The sequence below is a fragment of the Mucilaginibacter sp. P2_D11 genome, from assembly GCF_056404435.1.
In genome coordinates this window covers 18,093-40,111 of sequence record NZ_JBFUEA010000011.1, presented here as the reverse complement: position 1 = coordinate 40,111, position 22,019 = coordinate 18,093, and the positions used below count along the sequence as shown (strand labels likewise).

Annotated in this window: 22 protein-coding genes; 15 read left to right on the top strand and 7 right to left on the bottom strand. The window is 46.7% G+C overall.

Features of this window, described 5'->3' with window-relative positions:
* Nucleotides 1-102: 102 nt before the first annotated feature.
* Nucleotides 103-471, top strand: coding sequence for a YraN family protein (locus tag AC1DXC_RS17860; protein ID WP_477460532.1), 369 nt, complete (start codon nucleotides 103-105; stop codon nucleotides 469-471).
* Between the two features lie 2 nt (nucleotides 472-473).
* Nucleotides 474-1,574, top strand: coding sequence for a glutaminyl-peptide cyclotransferase (locus AC1DXC_RS17855; RefSeq protein WP_477460531.1), 1,101 nt, complete (start codon nucleotides 474-476; stop codon nucleotides 1,572-1,574).
* Nucleotides 1,575-1,996: 422 nt separating this feature from the next.
* Here AC1DXC_RS17855 and AC1DXC_RS17850 read toward each other — a convergent pair whose 3' ends face one another.
* Complete coding sequence (locus AC1DXC_RS17850; RefSeq protein WP_477460530.1) at nucleotides 1,997-2,875, bottom strand: CPBP family intramembrane glutamic endopeptidase; 879 nt, start codon at nucleotides 2,873-2,875, stop codon at nucleotides 1,997-1,999.
* A 169-nt stretch (nucleotides 2,876-3,044) separates the two neighbouring features.
* Nucleotides 3,045-4,016, bottom strand: coding sequence for a GlxA family transcriptional regulator (locus tag AC1DXC_RS17845; protein ID WP_477460529.1), 972 nt, complete (start codon nucleotides 4,014-4,016; stop codon nucleotides 3,045-3,047).
* A gap of 153 nt (nucleotides 4,017-4,169) precedes the next feature.
* Here AC1DXC_RS17845 and AC1DXC_RS17840 point away from each other — a divergent pair, with 153 nt between their 5' ends.
* From AC1DXC_RS17840 to AC1DXC_RS17830, 3 genes are read left to right on the top strand one after another with little or no spacing between them, the layout of a single operon-like run.
* Nucleotides 4,170-4,739, top strand: coding sequence for a dihydrofolate reductase family protein (locus AC1DXC_RS17840; RefSeq protein WP_477460528.1), 570 nt, complete (start codon nucleotides 4,170-4,172; stop codon nucleotides 4,737-4,739).
* Between the two features lie 53 nt (nucleotides 4,740-4,792).
* Nucleotides 4,793-5,164, top strand: a complete 372-nt coding sequence (locus tag AC1DXC_RS17835; protein WP_477460527.1) for a DUF805 domain-containing protein — start codon at nucleotides 4,793-4,795, stop codon at nucleotides 5,162-5,164.
* Nucleotides 5,165-5,215: 51 nt separating this feature from the next.
* Nucleotides 5,216-5,530 (top strand): DUF805 domain-containing protein, encoded by a 315-nt coding sequence (locus AC1DXC_RS17830; protein ID WP_477460526.1) that lies wholly within the window; start codon nucleotides 5,216-5,218, stop codon nucleotides 5,528-5,530.
* A gap of 185 nt (nucleotides 5,531-5,715) precedes the next feature.
* Here AC1DXC_RS17830 and pgi read toward each other — a convergent pair whose 3' ends face one another.
* Nucleotides 5,716-7,362 carry a glucose-6-phosphate isomerase gene (gene pgi, locus AC1DXC_RS17825; RefSeq protein WP_477460525.1) on the bottom strand — a complete coding sequence of 549 codons (1,647 nt, stop codon included), beginning with the start codon at nucleotides 7,360-7,362 and terminating at the stop codon, nucleotides 5,716-5,718.
* 265 nt (nucleotides 7,363-7,627) lie between these two features.
* Between pgi and AC1DXC_RS17820 the strand changes: the two genes are divergently transcribed.
* From AC1DXC_RS17820 to AC1DXC_RS17790, 7 genes are all read left to right on the top strand, one after another.
* On the top strand, nucleotides 7,628-8,059 hold the full coding sequence (locus AC1DXC_RS17820) for a hypothetical protein (protein ID WP_477460524.1): 432 nt from the start codon (nucleotides 7,628-7,630) through the stop codon (nucleotides 8,057-8,059).
* 278 nt (nucleotides 8,060-8,337) lie between these two features.
* Nucleotides 8,338-9,430 (top strand): peptide chain release factor 2 gene (gene prfB, locus AC1DXC_RS17815; RefSeq protein ID WP_477460523.1). Its coding sequence is split into 2 segments (ribosomal slippage): nucleotides 8,338-8,397 and nucleotides 8,399-9,430, totalling 1,092 coding nucleotides; the frame shifts between segments, so codons are not numbered across the junction.
* Between the two features lie 173 nt (nucleotides 9,431-9,603).
* A complete protein-coding gene (locus AC1DXC_RS17810) occupies nucleotides 9,604-11,349 on the top strand; it encodes a sensor histidine kinase (protein ID WP_477460522.1) in 1,746 nt (581 codons plus the stop codon).
* Nucleotides 11,350-11,352: 3 nt separating this feature from the next.
* On the top strand, nucleotides 11,353-12,114 hold the full coding sequence (locus AC1DXC_RS17805; protein WP_477460521.1) for a LytR/AlgR family response regulator transcription factor: 762 nt from the start codon (nucleotides 11,353-11,355) through the stop codon (nucleotides 12,112-12,114).
* A gap of 106 nt (nucleotides 12,115-12,220) precedes the next feature.
* Nucleotides 12,221-13,063: an alpha/beta hydrolase gene (locus AC1DXC_RS17800; RefSeq protein ID WP_477460520.1), complete on the top strand. Its 843-nt coding sequence runs from the start codon at nucleotides 12,221-12,223 to the stop codon at nucleotides 13,061-13,063.
* A gap of 1 nt (nucleotide 13,064) precedes the next feature.
* The gene (locus tag AC1DXC_RS17795) at nucleotides 13,065-13,571 is read left to right on the top strand and encodes a hypothetical protein (RefSeq protein WP_477460519.1); all 507 of its coding nucleotides are present in this window, start codon (nucleotides 13,065-13,067) and stop codon (nucleotides 13,569-13,571) included.
* Between the two features lie 7 nt (nucleotides 13,572-13,578).
* Nucleotides 13,579-13,941, top strand: coding sequence for a DHCW motif cupin fold protein (locus AC1DXC_RS17790; protein ID WP_477460518.1), 363 nt, complete (start codon nucleotides 13,579-13,581; stop codon nucleotides 13,939-13,941).
* A gap of 47 nt (nucleotides 13,942-13,988) precedes the next feature.
* Here the strand turns inward: AC1DXC_RS17790 and AC1DXC_RS17785 are convergent, their stop codons facing one another.
* The 3 genes from AC1DXC_RS17785 to AC1DXC_RS17775 form a co-directional block, all read right to left on the bottom strand.
* Nucleotides 13,989-14,669, bottom strand: a complete 681-nt coding sequence (locus AC1DXC_RS17785) for a LytR/AlgR family response regulator transcription factor (RefSeq protein ID WP_477460517.1) — start codon at nucleotides 14,667-14,669, stop codon at nucleotides 13,989-13,991.
* Nucleotides 14,670-14,673: 4 nt separating this feature from the next.
* Nucleotides 14,674-16,203 carry a sensor histidine kinase gene (locus AC1DXC_RS17780; protein ID WP_477460516.1) on the bottom strand — a complete coding sequence of 510 codons (1,530 nt, stop codon included), beginning with the start codon at nucleotides 16,201-16,203 and terminating at the stop codon, nucleotides 14,674-14,676.
* Between the two features lie 262 nt (nucleotides 16,204-16,465).
* Nucleotides 16,466-17,323 carry a transglutaminase-like domain-containing protein gene (locus tag AC1DXC_RS17775; RefSeq protein WP_477460515.1) on the bottom strand — a complete coding sequence of 286 codons (858 nt, stop codon included), beginning with the start codon at nucleotides 17,321-17,323 and terminating at the stop codon, nucleotides 16,466-16,468.
* A 53-nt stretch (nucleotides 17,324-17,376) separates the two neighbouring features.
* Here AC1DXC_RS17775 and AC1DXC_RS17770 point away from each other — a divergent pair, with 53 nt between their 5' ends.
* Nucleotides 17,377-18,162, top strand: a complete 786-nt coding sequence (locus AC1DXC_RS17770) for an O-methyltransferase (protein ID WP_477460514.1) — start codon at nucleotides 17,377-17,379, stop codon at nucleotides 18,160-18,162.
* Between the two features lie 81 nt (nucleotides 18,163-18,243).
* On the opposite strand, the gene AC1DXC_RS17765 is transcribed toward AC1DXC_RS17770, so the two are convergent.
* Complete coding sequence (locus tag AC1DXC_RS17765) at nucleotides 18,244-19,380, bottom strand: BamA/TamA family outer membrane protein (protein ID WP_477460513.1); 1,137 nt, start codon at nucleotides 19,378-19,380, stop codon at nucleotides 18,244-18,246.
* Nucleotides 19,381-19,495: 115 nt separating this feature from the next.
* Here AC1DXC_RS17765 and AC1DXC_RS17760 point away from each other — a divergent pair, with 115 nt between their 5' ends.
* Together AC1DXC_RS17760 and AC1DXC_RS17755 are read left to right on the top strand one after the other, a co-directional pair.
* Complete coding sequence (locus AC1DXC_RS17760; RefSeq protein ID WP_477460512.1) at nucleotides 19,496-20,476, top strand: deoxyhypusine synthase family protein; 981 nt, start codon at nucleotides 19,496-19,498, stop codon at nucleotides 20,474-20,476.
* Nucleotides 20,477-20,729: 253 nt separating this feature from the next.
* The gene (locus tag AC1DXC_RS17755) at nucleotides 20,730-21,998 is read left to right on the top strand and encodes a c-type cytochrome (RefSeq protein WP_477460511.1); all 1,269 of its coding nucleotides are present in this window, start codon (nucleotides 20,730-20,732) and stop codon (nucleotides 21,996-21,998) included.
* Nucleotides 21,999-22,019 lie beyond the last annotated feature (21 nt).

The window sequence follows — 22,019 nt, the reverse complement described above, 5'->3', positions numbered from 1 at the left end:
AGATATAGGGTGGGGGATGCTGTACGGCACCATGCTGGCCTTCTTTATAAACTTGATCTTGCTATTGTTTTCTGTTCCATCGTATCTTAAAAAAATCAACTAATGGCAACCCATAACGACCTCGGCCGCAAAGGCGAAGCCATTGCTAAAGCCCATCTGGAAGCCAATGGCTACGAAATAATGGATGAGAACTGGGTGCATGGAAAAGCCGAGATAGACCTCATCGCCTATAAAGACAAAACTATTATCTTCGCCGAAGTAAAAACCCGCACGGGCACTGGCTTTGGCCTGCCCGAGGATTTTGTAGATGCGCGTAAGCAGCGTTTACTGGCCAATGCGGCCGACGAATACATATATTTGATGAATCACCAGGGCGAAGTGAGGTTCGATATAATATCTATCCTTTTCGACCGTACTAACAACTATAACTTAAAACACATAGAGGATGCCTTTTGGCCCTCGGCCGACTGAATATGAATAAAAGGATTATCTATTCCGGCGCCGCTGCCCTGGCCGGAATTATACTGTTAACTATAGGCTTTAACAGCTGTAAAAATAAAGACGATAGCGCCGCCGATATTACGATTAGTCCGGAAGCGGGTACTACCTACAAATCCGGCGATGCGGTAAGCTTCAGCGTAAAATACCCCGCCACGGTTAAGCCCGATTCGGTAGTGTATATGCTGGAGGCCCAAAGGCTCGGCTCGGTAAAAGATTCATCGGTATTAACCATCAAAACCGATACGTTGGTACTAGGTGCACGCGTAATAACCGCCAAAATATACCAGGCCGGCAAGGCCGACGAGGTGACCACCAACATTGTATTGCTGGCCGCCAAAGCACCCGAGGAACTCACCTTTAAAGTAGAGAAGGTTTTCCCGCATGATACGTCAACTTATACCGAGGGCCTGCTGTACCAGGATGGTGCACTGTACGAAAGTGGCGGCGGTTACCTGGACCCTCCGCCGGGACAAACCAAAGAAAGCCAATCGCGCCTGAAAAAAGTAAACCTGACAACCGGCAAGGCCGAGCGCATGATTATGATAGACCCCAAAGTTTTTGCTGAGGGTATTTCCATCGTGGGCAATAAGCTTATCCAGCTTACCTACCTCGAAAAGAAGGGTTTCGTTTATGACAAGGACACCTTTAAATTGCTCAGCACCTTCGATAACAATGTAGGTATTGAAGGCTGGGGGATGACCTTCGACGGCAAGAAGCTGTATATGGACGATAAAACCAACCGCATATTCTTTTTAGATAAGGATACCTACCGCCAAACCGGTTTTATTGACGTTTACGATGACAAAGGTGCCATAAACGAAGTAAACGAGCTGGAAATGATAGATGGTAAGCTATACGCCAACGTGTACCAAACCGATAACATACTGGTGATAGACCCCAAAACCGGTGCCGTACTGCAAAAGATAGACATGAAAGCCCTTTACCCCGAAGCCCAGCGCAACAAGGAAGCCGATGTATTCAACGGGATAGCCTACGATAAAGCCACAGGCCGCATATTCGTAACCGGCAAAAAATGGGATAAGCTGTTCCAGGTAAAGTTTGTGAAAAAGTAGTTGCCAGCTGGCTTTATTCCTTTTTGCTGCCGCGAGCCTCCCGGCTTGTGGCCCGCATGCAAGGTAGCCACTAAGCGAACCATGCATAGCGCGAAATGCAAACCCGCTCTGCTAAGTGGCCACAAGTCAGGAGGCTTGCGACAGCGGCGCTGCTTTCTATCAGTTTTTTCAATTAGAATTTATTGGAAATTCAGCTGTAAAATGTTGCGAAAAGTTGGAAAAAACTGGACAAGATTGACCCGTTTTTGGCCAGTTTCAGCCGTTTTGCTGCTTTCGAAAAACGCAGAAATTTGCAGAAAAACGCAGACTTTTGATGATTTTTTGGCAATTATGCGGCGTATTTTGGCAAACTTTTTTGTGTGAATTCTATATCTTTCGAATTGGACAAGACTTAGTGCATGGCTAGCCTAATTCAGGGTTACCTAGGCCTCCGCTTCCCCGGCTTCTTTTTCCTTTATCTCGCCGGGCAACAGCCGTTCGTTAGGTTGCTCCAGTACAACATTCAGATGTTGCCTGCCTAATAGGTAAACACCGACGGCAATAATAAAATACACCAGCGCCAGCACAGCCCAGGCATTTTGTATCTGGGCCTCGTGCCCCGCGCCTACCCGGCTCTCAAAGAATGCTTGCGGGAAATCTACCGACGCATGGGCAATAACCAGTACGAATACGTTGCCGCCAACCCTGTCCCACAACCAGGTAAAGATTACCGAAAGCGCAAAAACGATTATAATGAAGGGCAGGACTATGCGCCATCCGCTAAAAAATAGGGGCAGGTGCCATAGCGCCCATATGGCAAACACCATCAGCATGGCAATTTTTAACGGGCGGCCCTCGGCCAGTTTAGGCAGTAGCCATCCGCGCCAGCCCAATTCCTCGCCAAGGCCTAATACCAGGCAGGCACTGCCTATGTGCATCAGCAACAGCATAGGGCTAACAGCCAGTACGTACTCTATCAGTTGCCCGGGCGAAAAGCCTCCCATTATAAATGCCAGCAATGTTACAATGATGCCAGCCAGTGGGAGGGAAATCCACCAGATGATATGATCGATATGGGGGGTTAGTTTAGCAAAGTATGCCTTAATACCAACAGAACCATCGGTAATGCTGATGACGATGAGGCCCGCCATAGCCGGGCCGAAAACCACCACCGTTTTAGAAAAGTAATTCAGCCCCAGTTCCGAATTGGCAAACAAATCGTTCAGCACAAATAACTTCAGCGGCAAGCCTACCAGTAACGATATAGCAAACGCTATCGCGATAAAGCATGGGATTTGATATTTGACAACAAACGCTTTCAACCGGGGAATAAATTATTAAACCGCTCTAATATATAATAATACCATCATATTGTCACGGTAGCATTACCGCGATAAATATCTGCTTATATGTGTTTTTTAGCAAATAATTTATTGCACATATTCGGCCGCCGCTTCATGCATACGAACTGCACCCCGTTTAGTTACAGCCTTAGGCTACTTTGTTGTACTTATTCCGGTACTCTATCGGCGATAAGCCTGTTATCTTCTTGAACACCGTACGGAAGGATTTGGTATCGGTATAGCCAACATCGTACATCACCTCGTTGATGTTTTTGCGGGTGCTTTCCAGGTGTTTTTTGGCAGCTTCTATCTTTACGCGTTGTATGTATTCTACAGGGGTATTGTTGGTGGCTTTCTTAAAACGGCGCTCAAAGTGTCGCTTGCCTATGGCGTATTTATCGGCCAGGCCCTCAACAGAAATACGTTCGGTGATATTGGCTTCTATAAATTCCTGCGCTTTTTTTATCGGCTCGTCCTCGTGCCCTTTTTGCCCGTTGAACATAATAAATGGCGACTGGCTCTTGCGGTCGATCTCCAGAGCAAACATCTTGGCGGCCATAATGCTCATCTCGCGCCCGGCGTGCTTCTCCACCAAATATAAAAGCAGGTTCCAGTACGATGTTGCTCCGCCGCTGCTGTAAAGCCCCTGCTGCTCGGTAACTATCCTATCGTCAACCAGGGTAACATCAGGGAACATGGCCCGGAACTGCTCGGCAAAACGCCAGTGGCTGCTGCACTCCTTGCCTTTAAGCAAACCGGTAGCGGCCAGCAGGAAAGCCCCAATGCAAAGGCTGGCCACTTCGGCACCGCGGCTGTATTGCTGCATTATCCAGGGCATGAAATCTTCGTTCTTTTTGATAGCCGTAGCCATATCGCCGCCCATGGCGGGGATAATGATGAGGTCGGTTTTAGGCACTTCTTTCAACACAGCATCGGTATGTACCGAAAATAGTCCGTTATGCAGACGCACCTCCGGAGCCAGCCCAATCAGCTGCACTTTAAACATGGGTGGATTGCCTGCTGCTTCCAAAAAATCGTTTACGCCGGTGAATATAATACGCGGGTCTACAATGCTTGCTAAAACAGCTTCGTTGGTAATCAGGATGGATACATGCTTCATAACGCTGGCTTTGTTTGATAATGCAATATAGGCAAGACATATCGAATAATAAATTAAAGTCGCAAAGCACCCTTAAAAAGTCATTTATTCACCTTAGGGCCTAAGGAAGGCTGCTATACCTTTGGGTATGATTAGAATAACTACCAAGCACCTATGCGAAAGCTGATCGTATCGATGAATTTGAGCCTCAACGGCTGCATGGCCGGGCCCGATGGCGGGCTGCAATGGCACCACAACCATTGGAGCGAGGATATGGCGCTGGCAATTACGCAGCAACTGGCCGATGCGGGTACTATTTTGCTGGGGCGGACAACCTACCTGGCCATGGCCCCACATTGGCGGGCGGACATCGGTAACGGGTACGGTGCCAGGCAGGACATGGATTTTGCGGAAATGATGCGTGGCCATACCAAGGTGGTCGTATCGGGCACCTTGGCCGCTACGGGCTGCTGGCCCAATACGGAATTGATTAATGGTGATTTGGCCCATAAGGTGGCGGCCCTTAAACGCCGACCCGGTAAAAACATCATCGTGTATGGTAGCGGCAGGCTGGTTGATGCATTGGCAAGGCTGGGTTTGATTGACGAATACCGGCTTTGGCTGCACCCGGTGATTATAGGCGTTGGCCGCCCTTTGTTTAGCAAAATGCAGGCAAATCTGATGTTTACGGGCATGCAGGTTTTTGATACCGGGGTGGTGCTAATGTGTTATAGACCGGTGTGAAAAAATCAGGTGCATTTTTTGTAATTTGGCCAAACCTAATTCAAAACCGCAATATGTTTACCAATCCTTTTGTTTTTTATGGGCGCATCCGGCGCATGGAGTACGGCCTAAGTGTACTGATTTATCTGGCCGGATTGGTTTTTATCATTGTTCAGGCCGAAGATCATCACAAAGAGATGTACTTGTTCGCGCTTTTCCCGCTGGCCTGGTTCAGGTTTGCGCAGGGGGCCAAACGCTGCCATGATCTTGGCAACAGCGGTTGGTTTCAACTGATACCCTTTTATTCTTTTTGGATGCTTTTGGCAGATGGTAACATTGGCCCCAACCAATATGGCGAAAATCCTAAAGACAATAACTACCCCAATTACCCCGGTGGTGGGCCTTACCAGCACCCGGGCGGTGGTAAGGGCAAATATGGTATGTAGCTTTTTTGCAGAACGGGAAATTTGTAAATTAGCCAGCCCCGAACATTTGCTATGCACAAGAACCCATTCTCGTTAAACGGCCGAATCCGCCGGGCCGAATATTGCGTTAGTTGCTTCGCTTATCTCTTTGCCTATTATTTTATCTGGGGCATGGACGGCGGGCGCGGGGGCGACATTTTCATGATAACAATTGCCGTGCCCATACTTTATTTCGCTTTGGCGCAGGGCGTAAAACGCAGCCACGATATTGGCAAAAGCGGCTGGTGGCAGTTTGTCCCTTTTTACATCTTCTGGCTCATGGGTACAAAAGGGCAGACAGGCCCCAACAAATACGGCCCAGACCCCAAGGTTGCACCGTATGAGTGAACAGTTGCCAGTTTGCAGATAGCAGTGGGCAGTTTGCAGTCAGTTGTTTGCGGTTAGCAGTTTGCATACAATAAACAGATAGCAGTCGGCCGTTCAGCTTGCAGATAAGTTTTAAATTAAAAACAATGTTTATGCTTTAGGACTTGCCCACTGCCCACTGCCCACTGCCCACTGCCCACTGGCACCTACCTCCAGGCTTTATACTGATTGATCAAACCGTTGGTAGATGAATCGTGCGAGGTAATTTCTTCGTCGCCTTTAAGCTCGGGCAATATCTTGCCGGCCAATTGTTTGCCCAGCTCTACGCCCCATTGGTCGAAACTGTAGATGTTCCAGATAATACCCTGAACGAATATCTTATGCTCGTACATGGCAATCAGCGAACCTAATGCCCTTGGCGTTATCAATTTAACCAATATGGAGTTGGTAGGGCGGTTACCCTCAAATACTTTAAATGGTGCGATTTCGGCAATCTCTTCTTCCGATTTGCCGGCTTTCTTCAATTCATCTATAACCACCTCTTCGGTCTTGCCGTTCATCAGCGCCTCAGTTTGGGCGAAGAAGTTAGAGAGTAGCATCTTGTGGTGCTCGCCAAGCGGGTTATGCGATTGTGCAGGTGCAATAAAATCGCAAGGGATAAGTTTGGTGCCCTGGTGTATCAGCTGGTAAAAGGCATGCTGGCCGTTGGTGCCCGGTTCGCCCCAAATAATTGGGCCTGTGCTGTAATCTACGTGCTTGCCGGTGCGGTCTACATGTTTGCCGTTACTTTCCATATCCCCTTGTTGGAAGTATGCTGCAAAACGGTGCATGTATTGGTCGTATGGCAAAATGGCCTGCGTTTCGGCTTCGAAGAAGTTATTGTACCAGATGCCCACCAAGGCCAGTATCGCCGGGATATTCTCTTCCAGCGAGGCTGTTTTGAAATGATTATCCATGGCGTGCGCGCCGTCCAGCAATTCGATAAAATTATCGAAACCGATGCTAAGCGAAATAGATAAGCCTATGGCGCTCCAAAGCGAGTAGCGGCCGCCAACCCAATCCCAAAACTCGAACATGTTTTTGGTATCGATACCGAATTTAGCTACGCCCTCGCTATTGGTAGATAGCGCCGCAAAGTGCTTCGCCACATCCTCATCCTTACCGCCGCTGGCAATAAACCAATCGCGCGCGCTGTGGGCGTTGCCCATGGTTTCCTGCGTGGTAAACGTCTTAGAAGCTATTAAGAACAGCGTGGTTTCGGCATCTACCGTTTTCAGGGTTTCTACGATATGGGTAGCATCCACGTTGGATACGAAGTGCAGGTTGAGGTGGTTTTTGTAGGCTTTAAGCGCCTCGGTAACCATTACAGGGCCCAAATCAGATCCGCCGATGCCTATGTTCACCACATCGGTAATCGGCTTGCCGGTGTAGCCTTTCCATTCGCCGCTGATAATGGCATGGCTGAAGGTTTCCATCTGTGCCAGTACGCGGTTTACATCGGGCATAACATCTTTCCCTTCCACCAGTATTGGTGTATTGCTGCGGTTGCGCAGGGCAATGTGTAAAACGGGGCGGCCTTCAGTTACGTTTATAGGTTGACCAGAAAACATGGCGGCAATTGCATCATTTAGGCCACATTCGCGCGCCAGTTGTATCAACAGCGCGAGGGTTTCATCGTCTATCCGGTTTTTCGAATAATCGACCAGGATATCCTCAAACTGTAAGGAGAATTTTTCAAAGCGTTCTGCATCAGTATCAAAAAGTTCTTTCAGGTTTTTTGATACGATGTCGATATAGTGATCGGCTAAATATTTATACGATTGGGTGGCGGTGAAATTGGTAGTTGGTAGCATAGCGGAATAATTTTTGGTAAAAGTAGCAAGTTAATTTTGCGGCAGTAAACTAAAATGAAATTTATGGCAAAAGGGTGTTATTTATTGCGTTTTTGCACATTTATGCCTTAGTGTTTCATTTACACCTGTTTAATTGTCATTATTTTAACATAATTAATAAATATTTTTAAAAATGGAAACAAATAAATGATATATTTGCTTTGTTGATAAGTTAATCGCTTATTTATCGCCAAATCATCAATACGCTATCTAAAAACTTGCTTTTATGTTCGAAAAACTGTTTTTGCTCGTAAAAAATAACGCCGGGACGGCTGTTACCAACAACCCTTTAATTGCCGAAAAATACCGTGATGCGGTTTTGAACGACGCGTCGAGTTCGATAATAGAGGTGATAAAGGCGCATATAGAAAGCGGGAAGCTGATAGACCTGGTTAAGTACTTCCAGATAGAAGGCGTTTATGATAACCCGCTTATCAATAAAGCCGTAAATAAATTTGCCATAAAGCTGGATAAGTTTTACGATATCAGTTCGGCCGATGCGAAACAAATTTCCAACGATCTCATCCGCCCGGTAATGCTGGAGCTGATACGCCAAAGCAAAACTGAACAAAATAAAGAGTTTGCCCTCAATACCTTGCTATCAAAAATAAGCGGCCACGTAGCCGATATGGGCCTGTTGCTTACGCAAATGGCGTAATTGAGTTTTAAGGTTTTAAGGTTTTAAGGTTTTAAGGTTGAAAAGTTTTAAGGTTGGAGAGGTTAAAAGCTCTCCAACCTTTTATATTTCCGGCAATTCCTCCCAACATTATTGAGTTGTAAGGTTTAAAGGTTGAAAAGTTTGAAGGTTGGAGAGGTTAAAAGCTCTCCAACCTTTCCATTTCCGGCAATTCCTCCTAACATTTAAACTTCCCAACCTTCGAACGTTCCAACTTTCCAACGTTGCAACTTTCAAACTCCTTTACCTATCTTTGGCGTATGACTAAAGAGAACTTACAGGATTTAAGGGATAGAACAACTTCCCTGAGGAGGCATCTTTGACATCGATACCAAACTCGATGCGATGCACAAGGAACAGGAAATAACCATTGGCCCAAACTTTTGGGACCATCCTAAAGAGGCGGAGAAGGTCCTCGCTTCCATCAAAACAAAAAAAATATGGACCGACGCTTTCCAAAAGGTAGTAGCGGTAGTGGAGGATACGGGCGTTTTGTTCGAGTTTTTCCAGGCAGGCGATGCCACAGAAGCGGAAATGCTAGAGCAATATAAGGCTGCAACTACTGCAGTAGAAGAGCTGGAATTCAAGAATATGCTTAGCGCCGAGGAAGACCAGTTTAACGCCGTATTGCAAATTACCGCAGGTGCCGGCGGCACCGAAAGCTGCGACTGGGCCGGTATGCTGATGCGCATGTACATTATGTGGGGCGACAAGAACGGCTATAAAGTTACCGAGCAGGATTACCAACCGGGTGATGTGGCCGGCGTGAAAACCGTTACCCTGCAACTGGAAGGCGATTTTGCCTATGGATACCTCAAAGGCGAGAATGGCGTGCACCGCCTGGTGCGCGTATCACCGTTTGATGCCAACGCCAAGCGCCATACCTCGTTCGCTTCGGTATATGTGTACCCGCTGGTTGATGATACCATTGAAATAGAGGTGAAGGATGCCGACATCGAATTCGAAACCTTCCGTGCAGGTGGTGCAGGCGGACAAAACGTAAATAAGGTAGAAACCGCCGTGCGTTTATACCACAAGCCATCGGGCATCATCATCAAAAACCAGGAATCGCGCTCACAATTGCAAAACAAGGAGAACGCTATCCGCTTGCTGAAATCGCAGCTGTACGAGGCAGAGATGCGCAAACGCGCCGAAGCATCAAGCGCGGTTGAGGGCAATAAAAAGAAAATTGAATGGGGTTCGCAGATACGTAATTACGTTTTGCACCCTTACAAATTAGTTAAAGACCTGCGTACCGACCACGAAACCTCTAACGCCGCCGCCGTATTGGATGGCGACCTGAACGAGTTCCTGAAATCGTACCTGATGGAATTTGGCGGCCCAAAAAGCTAAAGCGGCCATTTTTAATATACTTTACGATAGCGATAGGCCTTAAAAACCTGTCGCTATTATTGTTTAATTACCAAATTCTAAATGCTAACAGCCGTACACTCGTTCTGCATTGATGGGCCTGCTGCACAAGCGCACTTTTGTGATGTAATCAATTATACACTTAAACACACATCATGAAAAAACGTTTTCTTACATTATTAAGCAGTTTACTAATTGGCTTTCTTCCGGCAGCTTTAGCACAAAAATTGCCACCCGGCGCATTTGGGCGTAGCATCAAATTTGATTTAGCTATATCAGATTCCTTGCGTGCTCTGGGTTACACCACCTCAAGTTTCTCTATTTACGATTCGGGTTTAGCGGCGGCATTCTATAAGCCGTTGTTAAACAGCAATCAAACCATGAAGACACCAATAATGCTGGGCGTTAAATTAAACCCTGCATTAATGGATTATGCTTTGTCGCCGGTAAAGTCATTTTCTAAAACCTATACCGCTTTCAGGATTTCGGATGGGTCGGATGCTGTGCTGATTGCATTGGGCATCACTAAAAGCAATATAGATGATTACCGGTATCGCGTGGTGCTAAATGATAGCGTGGAGGTGGTGCACTGGTCTAAAATACCGGGGCTGGAGCAAAAATACGGGGCCGAAAAACCTTATGGATTGATAGGTAGTTTCAATTACCCAGATAAGCAGATACTGGTGGAAGTTGTAAACGTTAAAAACTACCAGCTTAGAGACGGCGTTATCTTCGACTGGCGTAAAAACATCAGGCCGGTTATTACCAGTATCAGATTTCAGCCGCCGCTGCCTGCCGGCAAAACATATACTAATTACGGGGTTGAATTGATGAAAATGCAAGCTCCCCATCAAATGAAGTACGACACCGTTACCCACGCACCAACGGAGATCAGTTTTTTTGCGGATAGTGTGAACGCTATAACCCTGTTATTTAAGGACCACGAAGCTGTAGCCTATAATGTTAATTTGTATAAGCAGGAACAGGGGGAAAGCAATTTTTTTACCTCAGCACAAGGGAGCAGTTTAGAAACTGAGTTTAAGTTTGACGTTCCGAATTACCCATCCGGAGATTATGAAATAATTATTCGCCCGCAGGGTGCGGGAGGTTTTAACTTGCAGGATCAGCAATTGCATATCAAGCTTAAAATATTGCCAAATCCGGTTTTAGATAAAAAGGCATCGTTAAAACAGCTCCTACCCTACGTGGTGGGGGCCGTTGTGGTTTTAGGGCTGCTGTTTGGTGGCTACTACAGGCGCAACCAGGTAAAGCTGCTAAGAGCGGCACAGGCAAAGCAGATAACCGGGCTTAAATTGCAATCCATTCGCGCGCAGCTCAACCCGCATTTTATGTTCAACGCGTTAACGTCCATCCAAAACCTAATCAATAAGAATGATATAGCCGGCGCCAACCATTACCTGGCTAAGTTTGCCGGCCTTACCCGGCAGGTGCTTGCAACCGGTGGCGAAGAATTGCTTAGCCTGGAGGAAGAACTAAAACTGATGGACGATTATTTGCAAATGGAGCAATTGCGCTTCGGCTTTAAATATCATATCACAGCCGCCGATGACTTAAATCAATCGAACATAGAAGTGCCTGCCATGCTGTTGCAGCCCTTTGTAGAAAACGCGGTTAAGCACGGGGTGGCAATTTTAAAAGAAGCCGGGGAGATTAGCCTATCGGTTACGCGCAACCAAAAAGACCTTGTTTTTACCATAAAGGATAACGGTAGCTGGACAGGCGCAACCAACGCTGATGAAAATAGCGGCTACGGATTGAAATTGAGCCAAGAACGCATAGCTTTACTGGGCCAGTTGTTTAAAGGGCAGCCCGTAACATTACATATACAAAAGAATGCCCCGGGGACTGTAGTAAACATTTGTTTAACCAACTGGATTTAATTTATGCCGATGAATATACGCAGCATTATTGTTGATGACGAGCCTAATAATGTAGAAAACCTGCAGCAGATCATCAAAATGCACTTCCCCGAAATTGTGGTGACAGCCGTGGCAAACGATGCTGATAACGCCATTACTGCCATAAAAGAACATCGGCCCAATCTGTTGTTTTTAGATATACAAATGCCTGGTAAATCGGGCTTCGATGTGTTACGGGCCTTTGATCAAATTGATTTTGAAGTTATTTTTATCACTGCTTATGATAAATATGGCATCCAGGCTATCAAATTTTCGGCCCTGGATTATTTGCTGAAACCTATCGACGTTGATGAATTTAAATTGGCTATAGAGAAAGCCAGGCCCAAAATTGCCGGCAGGCAGCAAAACCAAAGCATCGAAAACCTGCTGCAGTACATTAAAGGGGGGCAAAACGATACGCCCAAAATAGCCCTGCACACCCTTACCGAGATCATGTACGTAAAAATTACGGATATTGTAAGGTGCGAGGCATCGAACAACTATACCACGTTTTACCTCAACAATGGCGAACAGGTGCTTGTATGCAAAACGCTTAAAGAATTTGCCGATATTTTAAAACCTCACCAGTTTATACGCACGCATCAATCGCATTTGGTTAACCTGTACTTTGTAAAAAGCTATTTAAAAGAGGATGGTGGTACACTGCTGCTGGCCGATAAAACCAAGGTGCCCATATCGCGGCAGAACCGCGAAATGTTAAAAAACGCGCTGGCTAAAAGTTTGTAATGAAAAAGGTATAATTGTAACTCAGTAACCAATTATGAAAACTCTTTTAGCAGCCTCAGTTTTGACGATTTTAACAATGGGAGCTTTTGCACAGGCTCCAAGCCCTATGCCTTTATACCCTACGGGCGTACCCAATTCCAAGCCAACACCCGCGGGCTATGTGGAAGTAACCGACGCGAATAATTGGATAACCAAGGTAAGCATACCCACCATTACGCCCTACCTGCCCGAAAAAGGCACAGCAAATGGTGCTGCGATAGTAATTTTCCCCGGTGGGGGATATGGTGGCCTGGCCAATAACCACGAAGGGATGGCAATTGCTAAAGCATTCAATAGCATTGGCGTTACGGCCTTTCTGGTGAAATATCGCTTACCATCAGATGAAATAATGGTTGATAAAACTATCGGCCCGCTACAGGATGCGCAGCGTGCGATACAAATAGTAAGGCAGGGCGCAGCCGGGTGGGGAGTAGACCCTCACCGCATCGGCATCATCGGCTTTTCGGCAGGAGGGCACCTGGCTTCTACCGCGGGTACGCATTTCGATAAGGTGGTGATAGCTAACCCGGACAACATCAGCGTTCGGCCGGATTTTATGATGCTGATATACCCTGTGATATCGTTCGGGCCGAAGGGGCATGTGGGTTCGCGCGAAAACCTTATCGGCAAAACGCCTTCGCAAGCCATGTTAGACCTTTACTCCAACGAAAAGCAGGTAACCGCCAATACGCCGCCAACCTTTTTGATACACGCGCAGGATGATGGCGCAGTTCCGGTAGAGAACAGCCTGATGATGTACGAGGCACTAACCAACGCCAAAGTTAAGGTAGAGATGCACCTGTTCCAGAATGGCGGCCACGGCTTTGGTATGCCTAACCCCACTACCAAAGAAAAATGGTTCGATTGGGCCGCCGCCTGGATGGAAGCGAATGGGTGGTTGAAAAAATAAAATGTTTCTGAAACTCACTACGGAGATGCTTGGACATCCCTATGCTAATGAACCATCATCGGTTTTTGAGCAATGGGCGCGGGCGCAACTGGAAATATGTGGTGACGATGGCGAATCTGAAAGGATAATATTTGATACTCAATGGGACGTTAAGGTATTTGTTGCTTGGGTTTTAAAAAATCAAAACTTTTTACTTGCGGAAGAGTGCCCTGCCCTTTTGCCAGGATTATCAATCGCGGAAGGCTTGCATGATTTTTACGAAGGTTTGGATTTAGATTCGGAGAGCAAAGAAGAAGCCGAACTGCTGGATTTAGTTTATAACTATCGCGAACGACATGGTCTGAGGTTCGCTATGCGCGGTACAGATATTGATGATATTTTTATCGGGCCAATGAATGGAGAAATAACGGTATCGTGTTTTAATAAGTTTTCTAATTGGAGCTATAAGGTAGATATTGAAAGGTTTTTATCTACTATTAAAACACTCAGCGAAAATTTCCCAATATAGAAGCATAATGAATATTCCATTCCAAACCATCCAATGGGACAGCATCCCTAAAGAAGAGCACCCCGGTACAACAGGTACATCCTTTTGGCGGGTACTGCAGTTGCCGGGTTTGCGCATAAGGCTGGTAGAATACTCCGCCGGTTACCTGGCCGACCATTGGTGCCAAAAAGGCCACATTGTGCATTGCCTGGAAGGTGAGTTCGAAAGCGAAATGGAAGGTGGCGAGATATTCAGCCTAACTGCGGGGACGAGCTATGTGGTTTCTGATGATGCAAGTTCGCACCGGTCTATCTCCAAAAATGGGGTGAAGCTTTTGATTGTAGATGGAGATTTTTTAGCCACCCAACCACCTAAAGGGGGAGCTTTTTGATTTGCGATTTTAAACTTCGGTTCCCCTTTCAGGGGGTTAAGGGGCACTTATTTCACCGCCGCCAAATTTTGGTAATAACTACTCCCCACCGGTAATACTGCCCCGTTTACTACCAATTGGTGCCGCTCTATTTTCTCCACTTTGTTTACTGCGGCAATGAACGAACGGTGTATGCGGATGAACTGGTCGGCAGGCAGCAGGTTCTCCACTTCGGATATCGTCATGCGGGAGAGGAGTTGCTTATCCTTCAGTTCAAAGTTTACGTAGTTGCCCGTAGCTTCCAGGTAGCAGATGTCGTCAAACATTACCTTTACCTGCTCGTACCCCGTTTTCAGGAACAGGTAATCCTTTTTATCCTCCTTGGTATTGCGGAAGTTGTACAGTTCATACGCCTTGTTGCAGGCCTTGGTAAAGCGCGCCAGCGAGAAGGGTTTTAGCAGGTAATCTACGGCATCCAGTTCAAAACTGGTAACGGCGTGCTCGGTATAGGCGGTGGTGAATATTACCAGCGGTTTTTTGCTGAGGCAGGCAAGCAGGTCGATGCCGGAAATATCGGGCATTTTGATATCCAGGAACAGCAGGTCGATGGGGTTGTGTTGCAAGTATTCCATGGCCTTAAAGGCATCGGTAAATTCGGCTTTCAAATCTACGAACGGAACCTTGGCCGCGTGCGAGCGCACTACGCCAAGGGCCAGGGGTTCGTCGTCTATAGCTACTGCGGTTATCAAAATATCAGGCCAGATTAATGGTTAAATGTATGAAAAATTCGCTTGCATTCTCGCGGATGATGAGCTCATGCTTGTTGTTGTAAAGCAGCTTTAGCCGTTGTTTTACGTTTATCAGTCCTATGCCGCTCTTGCCTTTTTCGGGGTCGTTATCAGGCCGGGTGTGTATGCTGTTGTGCACGTCGAAGTACAGCTTATCCTCCTTTGTTTGCAAGGTAATTTTTATGTGCGATGGTTCGCGCAGGCTGATGCCATGCTTAAAGGCGTTCTCTATAAAGGGTATCAGCAGCATGGGGGCAATCTGCAAGCCCAGGATATGGTCCTCAATCTGTACTTCTATCCGGATATCGGGCGAGGTTTGCGTACGTAGTTTTTGCAGGGCGATGTAGTTGTTGAGGTAATCAATCTCGCGGGTGAGCAGTATTTTCTCGTGCATGTTTTCCTGCAGCATAAAGCGCATCATATCGCCCAGGCGCTGTATGCCCTCGCCGGTGCGGTCGGCGTTTTCCTGCAGGGCGGTGCCGTACAAGGTATTGAGGGCGTTGAACAAAAAGTGCGGGTTTATCTGCGAGCGCAAAAAATCGAGGTTGGCTGTGGAAGTGCCAAGTGCAGTCTTTAGGTTAAGTATCTCGGCTTTGCCGGCCAGGCGGCGTTTATAAGTTATCCACGAGAATGGCGCAACCACCAAAAGCTGGAAACCTACATTAAAACCTGCTATAATGGCTACAGCTTCGTGCCTGTGTAAAGCTGCAGCCAAAATAAACAGCACAGGTATTGAAACCGCGGTTGTTACCCAAACCACCTTTAACCAATAAGTTAAAAACCGTTTGTTATTGGCAAGTGTAGTGGGTATAAGGCTATAGATAGAAAGCCCGTACACGCCTATGGCCACCGGTATCGTCACAAAAAACAGGGCGATCACATCAATATTGGTATCTATCAGCAATAATCCAAAGATCAAAAGCATCCAAACCACCAAAGCAATAATGCTATCACGGGTGAGTACCTTGTATTCCGACTGAATGCGGTCGGTATTGTTGAGCAGGTAATTGGCAGCATGCTTAATGAGGCTGTAAAGCGTAAGCATCATGATCACCCATATGGCATAGATGAGATTTGTTTTAAAAATGATGTTATTTACATACTCCGGTGTGTGTTTGTAAAACAGGTAGCCCTTCAGCCAGGTATCGGTAATACCGCAAAACAACCATATCGCGCCAAATAAGGCTACCGCCAATACGATCATCAGGGTGGTTTTGCGTTTTTCTATCAGCGAGGGGATGATGACGAAATTCCAGAGTAAGAATGAAAAGAAATAAAGGGTGTATCGCGCCACCATCGGGAAGAAATAGTATTTGGAGTAGGAGTAATGCAGGTAATACTCGTCAAACATATACCGGTAGGGCGTCCATATTACGTTTACGTTGCTTTCGGCAACACGGGCAAGCAATAGCAGTAGGATAAAGCCATAAATGCCGGCAGCGGCGTAGAGCTCTATTTTTTTAAGGTCGACGGTTTTTCTGATGCGGGTGATCATAGTGATAGAGAATTATGCCGCAAGATAAGCCCGGCTGAAAAATCAGGAAAGTAAATGGGACGAAAGCAGGGATAAGTGGGACGAAGAGGGATGAGAAGCAAGAGGTAAGAATCAAGAGCCAGGACGAAGGAAGGGAAGAGAATCAAGAGGCAAGAATCAAGAACCAAGATGAATAAAGGAAGTACGAAACGAGAACCAGGAAAAAAAATACATCATCTTTTTCTGTCTTGATTCTTGATTCTTAACTCTTGTTTCTGAAAAGCTATTCCAGTATCCCCAGCAATTCATTCAACTCATCCACTTTTTCTGATGCGCCGGCGTGTTCGTAGGCGCTGATGAGGTTGCGCAGCACGCGTTTGATGATATCGGTATTGGAGCAGGGCTCGTAAAATTGCTTGTCGAATTTCAGGTTAAGCTGTTTCAAAAACATGTCCACATCGCGCCTGCCGAAAATGAAGCCTTTGTTGAATGCGTTGATGTAGAACAATATGCCGCCCTCGAATTCGGTTTCCTGGCTTTCGTCCATATAAGCCAGTATGAAGTGCTGCGGCAGGTTTACGCCATAAACGGGGATATCCAGCTTTTGGGCTATGATGGAGTAGATAATGGCCAGCGATATCTGATTCCCTTTTTTGGTTTCCAAAACCTGGCTGATGTAGCTATTCTGCGGGTCGCGGTGGTTGCCGGTGTTGCCGCTAAACCCGTGGATGCTGTAAAAGACATGGTTCATTAGTTTTACCTGCTCTACCGGGCTACCTTCGTTCATCATCTGCAGCCATACGTCGCGTTTGATGGCTTCTATCTGGTTGATCACTTTTTGCTCGTCAAGATCGGGATATTGGTAGCGGTTTATGATGAGGATGCCCTGCAAAAGGTCGAATGCGCCGCCATGGAACCATAATTGCAGGTCGTTCTTTACCGTGCCGAATTGTATCTCGTGCACCGTATTAGCAATCCGCTCTTGCTGGATGGGGTCGAAAGCCCGTTCGAAGGCGTTCTCCAGATATTCGATGGCCTCGGGGCCGTAGGAGAGGAGCTTTTGATGCACATGGCTGTATATCTCGTTATCCGGGTCGTCCAGCAGACGAATTAAAGAGTTTACTTCTGTAGGATTTATCATATCTCTATCCGCTAAAATACTAAAGTTTATATACTTTTGCGTCATATAAACCGATGCTCAATCTAACGTTCGCTAAGGATTTCTTGTTTCACAGGTTCAGGTCAAAAAACCGTCATGGCTTGCATTCGCCATTCGTTTACAAACTGGTAGACGAAGTTATTTACGATTATAAGCACAAGCCCGCTTATGATAAAATAGAGAAAGAACGCGATAACCTACTTATCGACGACCGCATTATCACCGTTACCGACCTCGGCGCAGGCTCGCGCGTGAACAAAAACCGGCAGAAGAAGATAAGCGATATCACCATAAATGCCCTTAAATCGCCCAAGCTGGCGCAGTTACTTTACCGCCTTGCCGCCTTCACCAAACCCAAAAGTATCGTAGAATTGGGCACCTGCCTTGGCATTACTACCTTGTACTTGCACGAGGCCGCCCCCAATGCCAAGGTGCATACGCTGGAGGGCTGCCCCGAAACCGCTAAGGTGGCACAAAGCGTATTCAACAATGCCGGCTTGCGCAACATCAAACTGGTAACCGGCAATTTCGACGATACCCTTGCAGGCGTATTAGGCAAGCATGATAAATTGGATTTCGTGTACATCGATGGTAACCACCAGCGCGTAGCTACGCTTAACTACTTTGAGCAATGCCTGCCCAAAGTGCACGAAGATACCATGCTTATATTCGACGATATTTACTGGAGCGAAGGCATGAAACAAGCCTGGGCCCAAATAAAGGCCAACCCGCAGGTAACTGTTACCGTCGATCTATTTTGGATAGGCCTGGTGTTTTTTAAAAGCGGCCGGGTGAAGGAAGATTTTATAATCAGATTTTAGATAGTTCATGGTTCATGGATGATAGTTCATAGGCGAAGCTTGGAAGCCGCTATGTACCATGAACTATCATCTATGAACTTACTAAAACGCCTCTCCCAATCCAATATAAAGCCCGCTTAACCTAGGCTCATTGGCTCGTTTCTCGCCAACGCCATAATCCACACGGATGCTCAAACCTTTCTCCGTATCGAAGAAATAGCGTAGCCCGCCGCCGTAATTTGGTTTAAATTCGCTGAAGCTAAATTCGCTGTTCCATACCTGGCCGGTGCCTACGAAACCTACTATGCCAACGCGGTTAGTGATACGGTAACGCAATTCTGCCTGTCCGGCAAGCAGGTTGCGGTCGCGGAAACGGCCGTTGTAGTAGCCGCGCATCATCTCGTCGCTGCCCAGTGCAGGCATCAAATAAAAGGGTGACTGGCGGCCCGTCAAACTTTGTTCCTGTATATTGAAACCCAGAACAAAATGTTTGCCGAGCGGGAAGAACTGGGCGTACTCCACATTCAGCAGCCCGCCGCTGTAATCGCTGTTGCTGCCGATGCCTTTCATCAAATCCAGATAACTGGTGATAACCGCGCCTTTGGTGGTGTAAGTATTATTGTTGCGGCTATCAAAAATCACCGTTGGCCCCGCGTATAAGGTGGTGCCGCCATGGCGGCCTTCAATGGTTGGGTCGGTTTCGAATACCCCGGTTTTATCGGCATCCGTAAAGCGGTAATCAAACCCGCCGGCAACAAGGCCTATGTAAAAATACTTTCCCAATTTCTTCTCGGCGCTTGTGGCCACCTTAAACCGTTTCAGGCCAAGGCGGTCGGCGTTGCTTTTCAGGGTATTGTTGCCCGTACCGTAAAAATCGAAAGGGAAGTTGATGTACGATACCGCTGCTATGTAATGATACTTATTTTGCGGGGCCCAGTAGCTGGTGCTCAGGCTAAAGCGGCTTTGCCCCTTGGTAGTGATGGTAGCGTAGGCGAATATGTTCGATACCCGGGTTTCGCGATGCGCCGTATCGGTATAAAAGGAGAGGAGGCCTGCGCCGCCAAGTTCTACGCCGGTTTCGGGAGCAGTGCTTAATACGGGCAGTATCACAAAACTGCTCTTCTTGGTGGTATCCTTATCGAGATACATCTTGCGGATAAACTTCGGCAGGAAGCTGTTCTGCGCCAGGGCAGGCTGCAAAAAAGCCGTTAATAGTAATAAAAGGATAAGTTTTTTCATAAGGTAGCTTGTTGCTAAAGGTAAAGCTTAAGCGTTTGTTTTATCCAATTTTCAAATTAAAATTCTGTTAATGTCAAAATACCTACTTTTGCGCCATAATCAGCATCAATAAAATATGAGCACAGAAAGAGGCCCTATATCGCAATTTATCGAGAGGAATTACCTGCACTTTAACGCAGCGGCATTAATGGATGCAGCCAAAGGCTACGAAACCCACCTTACTGAAGGCGGTAAAATGATGGTTACCCTGGGTGGGGCCATGAGCACTGCCGAACTGGGCATCTCGCTGGCCGAGATGATACGCCAGGGAAAGATTGACATTATCAGCTGTACAGGTGCCAATCTGGAAGAGGATATCATGAACCTGGTGGCGCACTCGCACTATAAACGCGTACCCAACTACCGCGACCTGAGCCCGCAGGACGAGTGGGACCTGCTGGAGAACCACTACAACCGCGTAACCGATACCTGCATCCCCGAGGAAGAAGCCTTCCGCCGTTTGCAGAAGCATATTTACAAGATTTGGAAGGATGCCGATACCGCCGGCGAGCGTTACTTCCCGCACGAATACATGTACAAGATATTGCTTAGCGGAGAGCTGGAGCAGTACTACGAGATAGACCCTAAAAACTCCTGGATGCTGGCCGCCGCCGAAGCCAACCTACCTATAGTTGTACCGGGATGGGAAGACTCTACCATGGGTAACATTTTCGCCTCATACGTTATCAAGGGCGAAGTAAAAGCCACCACCATGAAAAGCGGCATCGAATACATGGCCTGGCTGGCCGGCTGGTACCCGGAGAACTCTACCGGCAAAGGCATAGGCTTTTTCCAAATAGGTGGAGGTATAGCAGGCGATTTCCCGATATGTGTTGTTCCGATGCTTTACCAGGATATGGAGATGCCCGAAATCCCTTTCTGGAGTTACTTCTGCCAGATCTCCGATTCTACCACCTCTTACGGCTCGTACTCGGGTGCTGTGCCTAACGAGAAAATTACCTGGGGTAAGCTGGATATTAACACGCCGAAATTCATTGTAGAGAGCGATGCGACAATTGTTGCACCACTCATTTTCGCCTGGATATTAAAACAATAACTATTTTTTGGATTAAATTCAAAAAATAATTGCGCGGTAATTTTTTAAGCCATGGTTAAAAAAGCCCTTTTTACACATGTTTTAGGGCTTTTTTAATTTGTTTAGAACGATTATAAATTAGATATTACTGTCAGGAATTTGTCAGCTATCCCTTAATAAATTTTACTTTTGTGGCTGAAAAAGTGGGTAAAACATACTTCTTTACGTCAGTTTATCACATTAACTACATAATTATTTAGCATAAATACACTTTATGAGAAATATCTCATTGATTCTTAAACAGTTCTCAAAGTCGGTTTTACTGGTTGCGGGTTTAGCACTTTGCGGATTAACTGCAAATGCACAGGCCGACCCCGCCAAAGGCGAAGCGATATTTAAAGCCAAATGTACAGCCTGCCATAAGATTGATATCCGGATGACAGGCCCGGCGCTTGGCCCGCAGTTGGAAGCAGAAACCGACGATGCTTACCTTACCAAGTGGATCCAGAACAACCAGGCCTTAATTGCCGCAAAAAACCCGAAAGCACTCAAAATTTATAACGAGTTCAATCAGGCAGGTATGACCGTATTTGCGGAATTGACCGATGCCGATGTTGCAAACGTTATTGCTTACGTGCGCGCCGACTGGAAAAAACAGAAAGAAGACAAAGCCAAGCCAGCCGCCGGCGGTGCTGTTGCAGCAGAGCAAGGCCCAAGCAACCTGGTAGTATTTGGCCTGTTAGGCGTTATCGTTATCGCGTTCATCGTGATACTGGTGCTTAACAAGGTTATTGCAACTCTTGAGCGTTTATTGCTTAATAAAAGCGGCCTGCTGGTTGACGAAGAAGAGGTTGAAGAAAAAGTAAAAGGCGATAAGTTAGCCGTTGTTAAAAAGGCGCTTAAAAACAAAAAACTGGTATTCTTTATAGTGCTTTGCGGTACCATTGCCATGGGCAGTTGGAGCTGGGTTACCATGTGGAACACCAACATGCACCAGGGTTACCAGCCGGTACAGCCTATCAAATACTCGCACAAGCTGCACGCAGGTGCCATGAAGATTGAGTGCCAGTACTGCCACACCGGTGCATTTAAATCTAAGAACGCTTCTATACCATCGTTAAACGTTTGTATGAACTGCCACAAGGCCGTTAAGACCGAGTCGCCGGAAATACACAAAATTTACGATGCTCTGGGTTACGATCCGCAAACCCAGAAATACGATAGCACCAAAGCTCAGCCAATTCAATGGGTACGTGTACACAATCTGCCCGATCTGGCTTACTTTAACCACTCGCAACACACGGTAGTTGGTAAAATAGAGTGCCAGAAATGCCACGGCCAAATACAGGAAATGCAGGAAGTTTACCAATACTCTCCGCTTACCATGAAATGGTGTATCCAGTGCCACAAACGCACCGAGATTAGCGGCAAAGGCAACGGCTACTACGACAAGATACTCGCAGCACACGATAAGATTAAAAAAGGCGAGAAAGTTACGCCTGCCATGTTAGGTGGCCTTGAGTGCGCAAAGTGCCACTATTAATAAACGGATTTAGAACTTAGC

Excerpts from the sequence above, each read along its gene's own strand:
- pgi (WP_477460525.1), bottom strand. The coding sequence starts at position 7,362 with ATGCTACCAACTACCAATTTCACCGCCACCCAATCGTATAAATATTTA.
- AC1DXC_RS17830 (WP_477460526.1), top strand. The coding sequence starts at position 5,216 with ATGCACAAGAACCCATTCTCGTTAAACGGCCGAATCCGCCGGGCCGAA.
- AC1DXC_RS17795 (WP_477460519.1), top strand. The coding sequence starts at position 13,065 with ATGTTTCTGAAACTCACTACGGAGATGCTTGGACATCCCTATGCTAAT.
- AC1DXC_RS17755 (WP_477460511.1), top strand. The coding sequence starts at position 20,730 with ATGAGAAATATCTCATTGATTCTTAAACAGTTCTCAAAGTCGGTTTTA.
- AC1DXC_RS17765 (WP_477460513.1), bottom strand. The coding sequence starts at position 19,380 with ATGAAAAAACTTATCCTTTTATTACTATTAACGGCTTTTTTGCAGCCT.
- AC1DXC_RS17790 (WP_477460518.1), top strand. The coding sequence starts at position 13,579 with ATGAATATTCCATTCCAAACCATCCAATGGGACAGCATCCCTAAAGAA.
- AC1DXC_RS17810 (WP_477460522.1), top strand. The coding sequence starts at position 9,604 with ATGAAAAAACGTTTTCTTACATTATTAAGCAGTTTACTAATTGGCTTT.
- AC1DXC_RS17780 (WP_477460516.1), bottom strand. The coding sequence starts at position 16,203 with ATGATCACCCGCATCAGAAAAACCGTCGACCTTAAAAAAATAGAGCTC.
- AC1DXC_RS17775 (WP_477460515.1), bottom strand. The coding sequence starts at position 17,323 with ATGATAAATCCTACAGAAGTAAACTCTTTAATTCGTCTGCTGGACGAC.
- AC1DXC_RS17770 (WP_477460514.1), top strand. The coding sequence starts at position 17,377 with ATGCTCAATCTAACGTTCGCTAAGGATTTCTTGTTTCACAGGTTCAGG.
- AC1DXC_RS17860 (WP_477460532.1), top strand. The coding sequence starts at position 103 with ATGGCAACCCATAACGACCTCGGCCGCAAAGGCGAAGCCATTGCTAAA.
- AC1DXC_RS17840 (WP_477460528.1), top strand. The coding sequence starts at position 4,170 with ATGCGAAAGCTGATCGTATCGATGAATTTGAGCCTCAACGGCTGCATG.
- AC1DXC_RS17855 (WP_477460531.1), top strand. The coding sequence starts at position 474 with ATGAATAAAAGGATTATCTATTCCGGCGCCGCTGCCCTGGCCGGAATT.
- AC1DXC_RS17760 (WP_477460512.1), top strand. The coding sequence starts at position 19,496 with ATGAGCACAGAAAGAGGCCCTATATCGCAATTTATCGAGAGGAATTAC.
- AC1DXC_RS17805 (WP_477460521.1), top strand. The coding sequence starts at position 11,353 with ATGCCGATGAATATACGCAGCATTATTGTTGATGACGAGCCTAATAAT.
- AC1DXC_RS17820 (WP_477460524.1), top strand. The coding sequence starts at position 7,628 with ATGTTCGAAAAACTGTTTTTGCTCGTAAAAAATAACGCCGGGACGGCT.
- AC1DXC_RS17800 (WP_477460520.1), top strand. The coding sequence starts at position 12,221 with ATGCCTTTATACCCTACGGGCGTACCCAATTCCAAGCCAACACCCGCG.
- AC1DXC_RS17835 (WP_477460527.1), top strand. The coding sequence starts at position 4,793 with ATGTTTACCAATCCTTTTGTTTTTTATGGGCGCATCCGGCGCATGGAG.
- AC1DXC_RS17845 (WP_477460529.1), bottom strand. The coding sequence starts at position 4,016 with ATGAAGCATGTATCCATCCTGATTACCAACGAAGCTGTTTTAGCAAGC.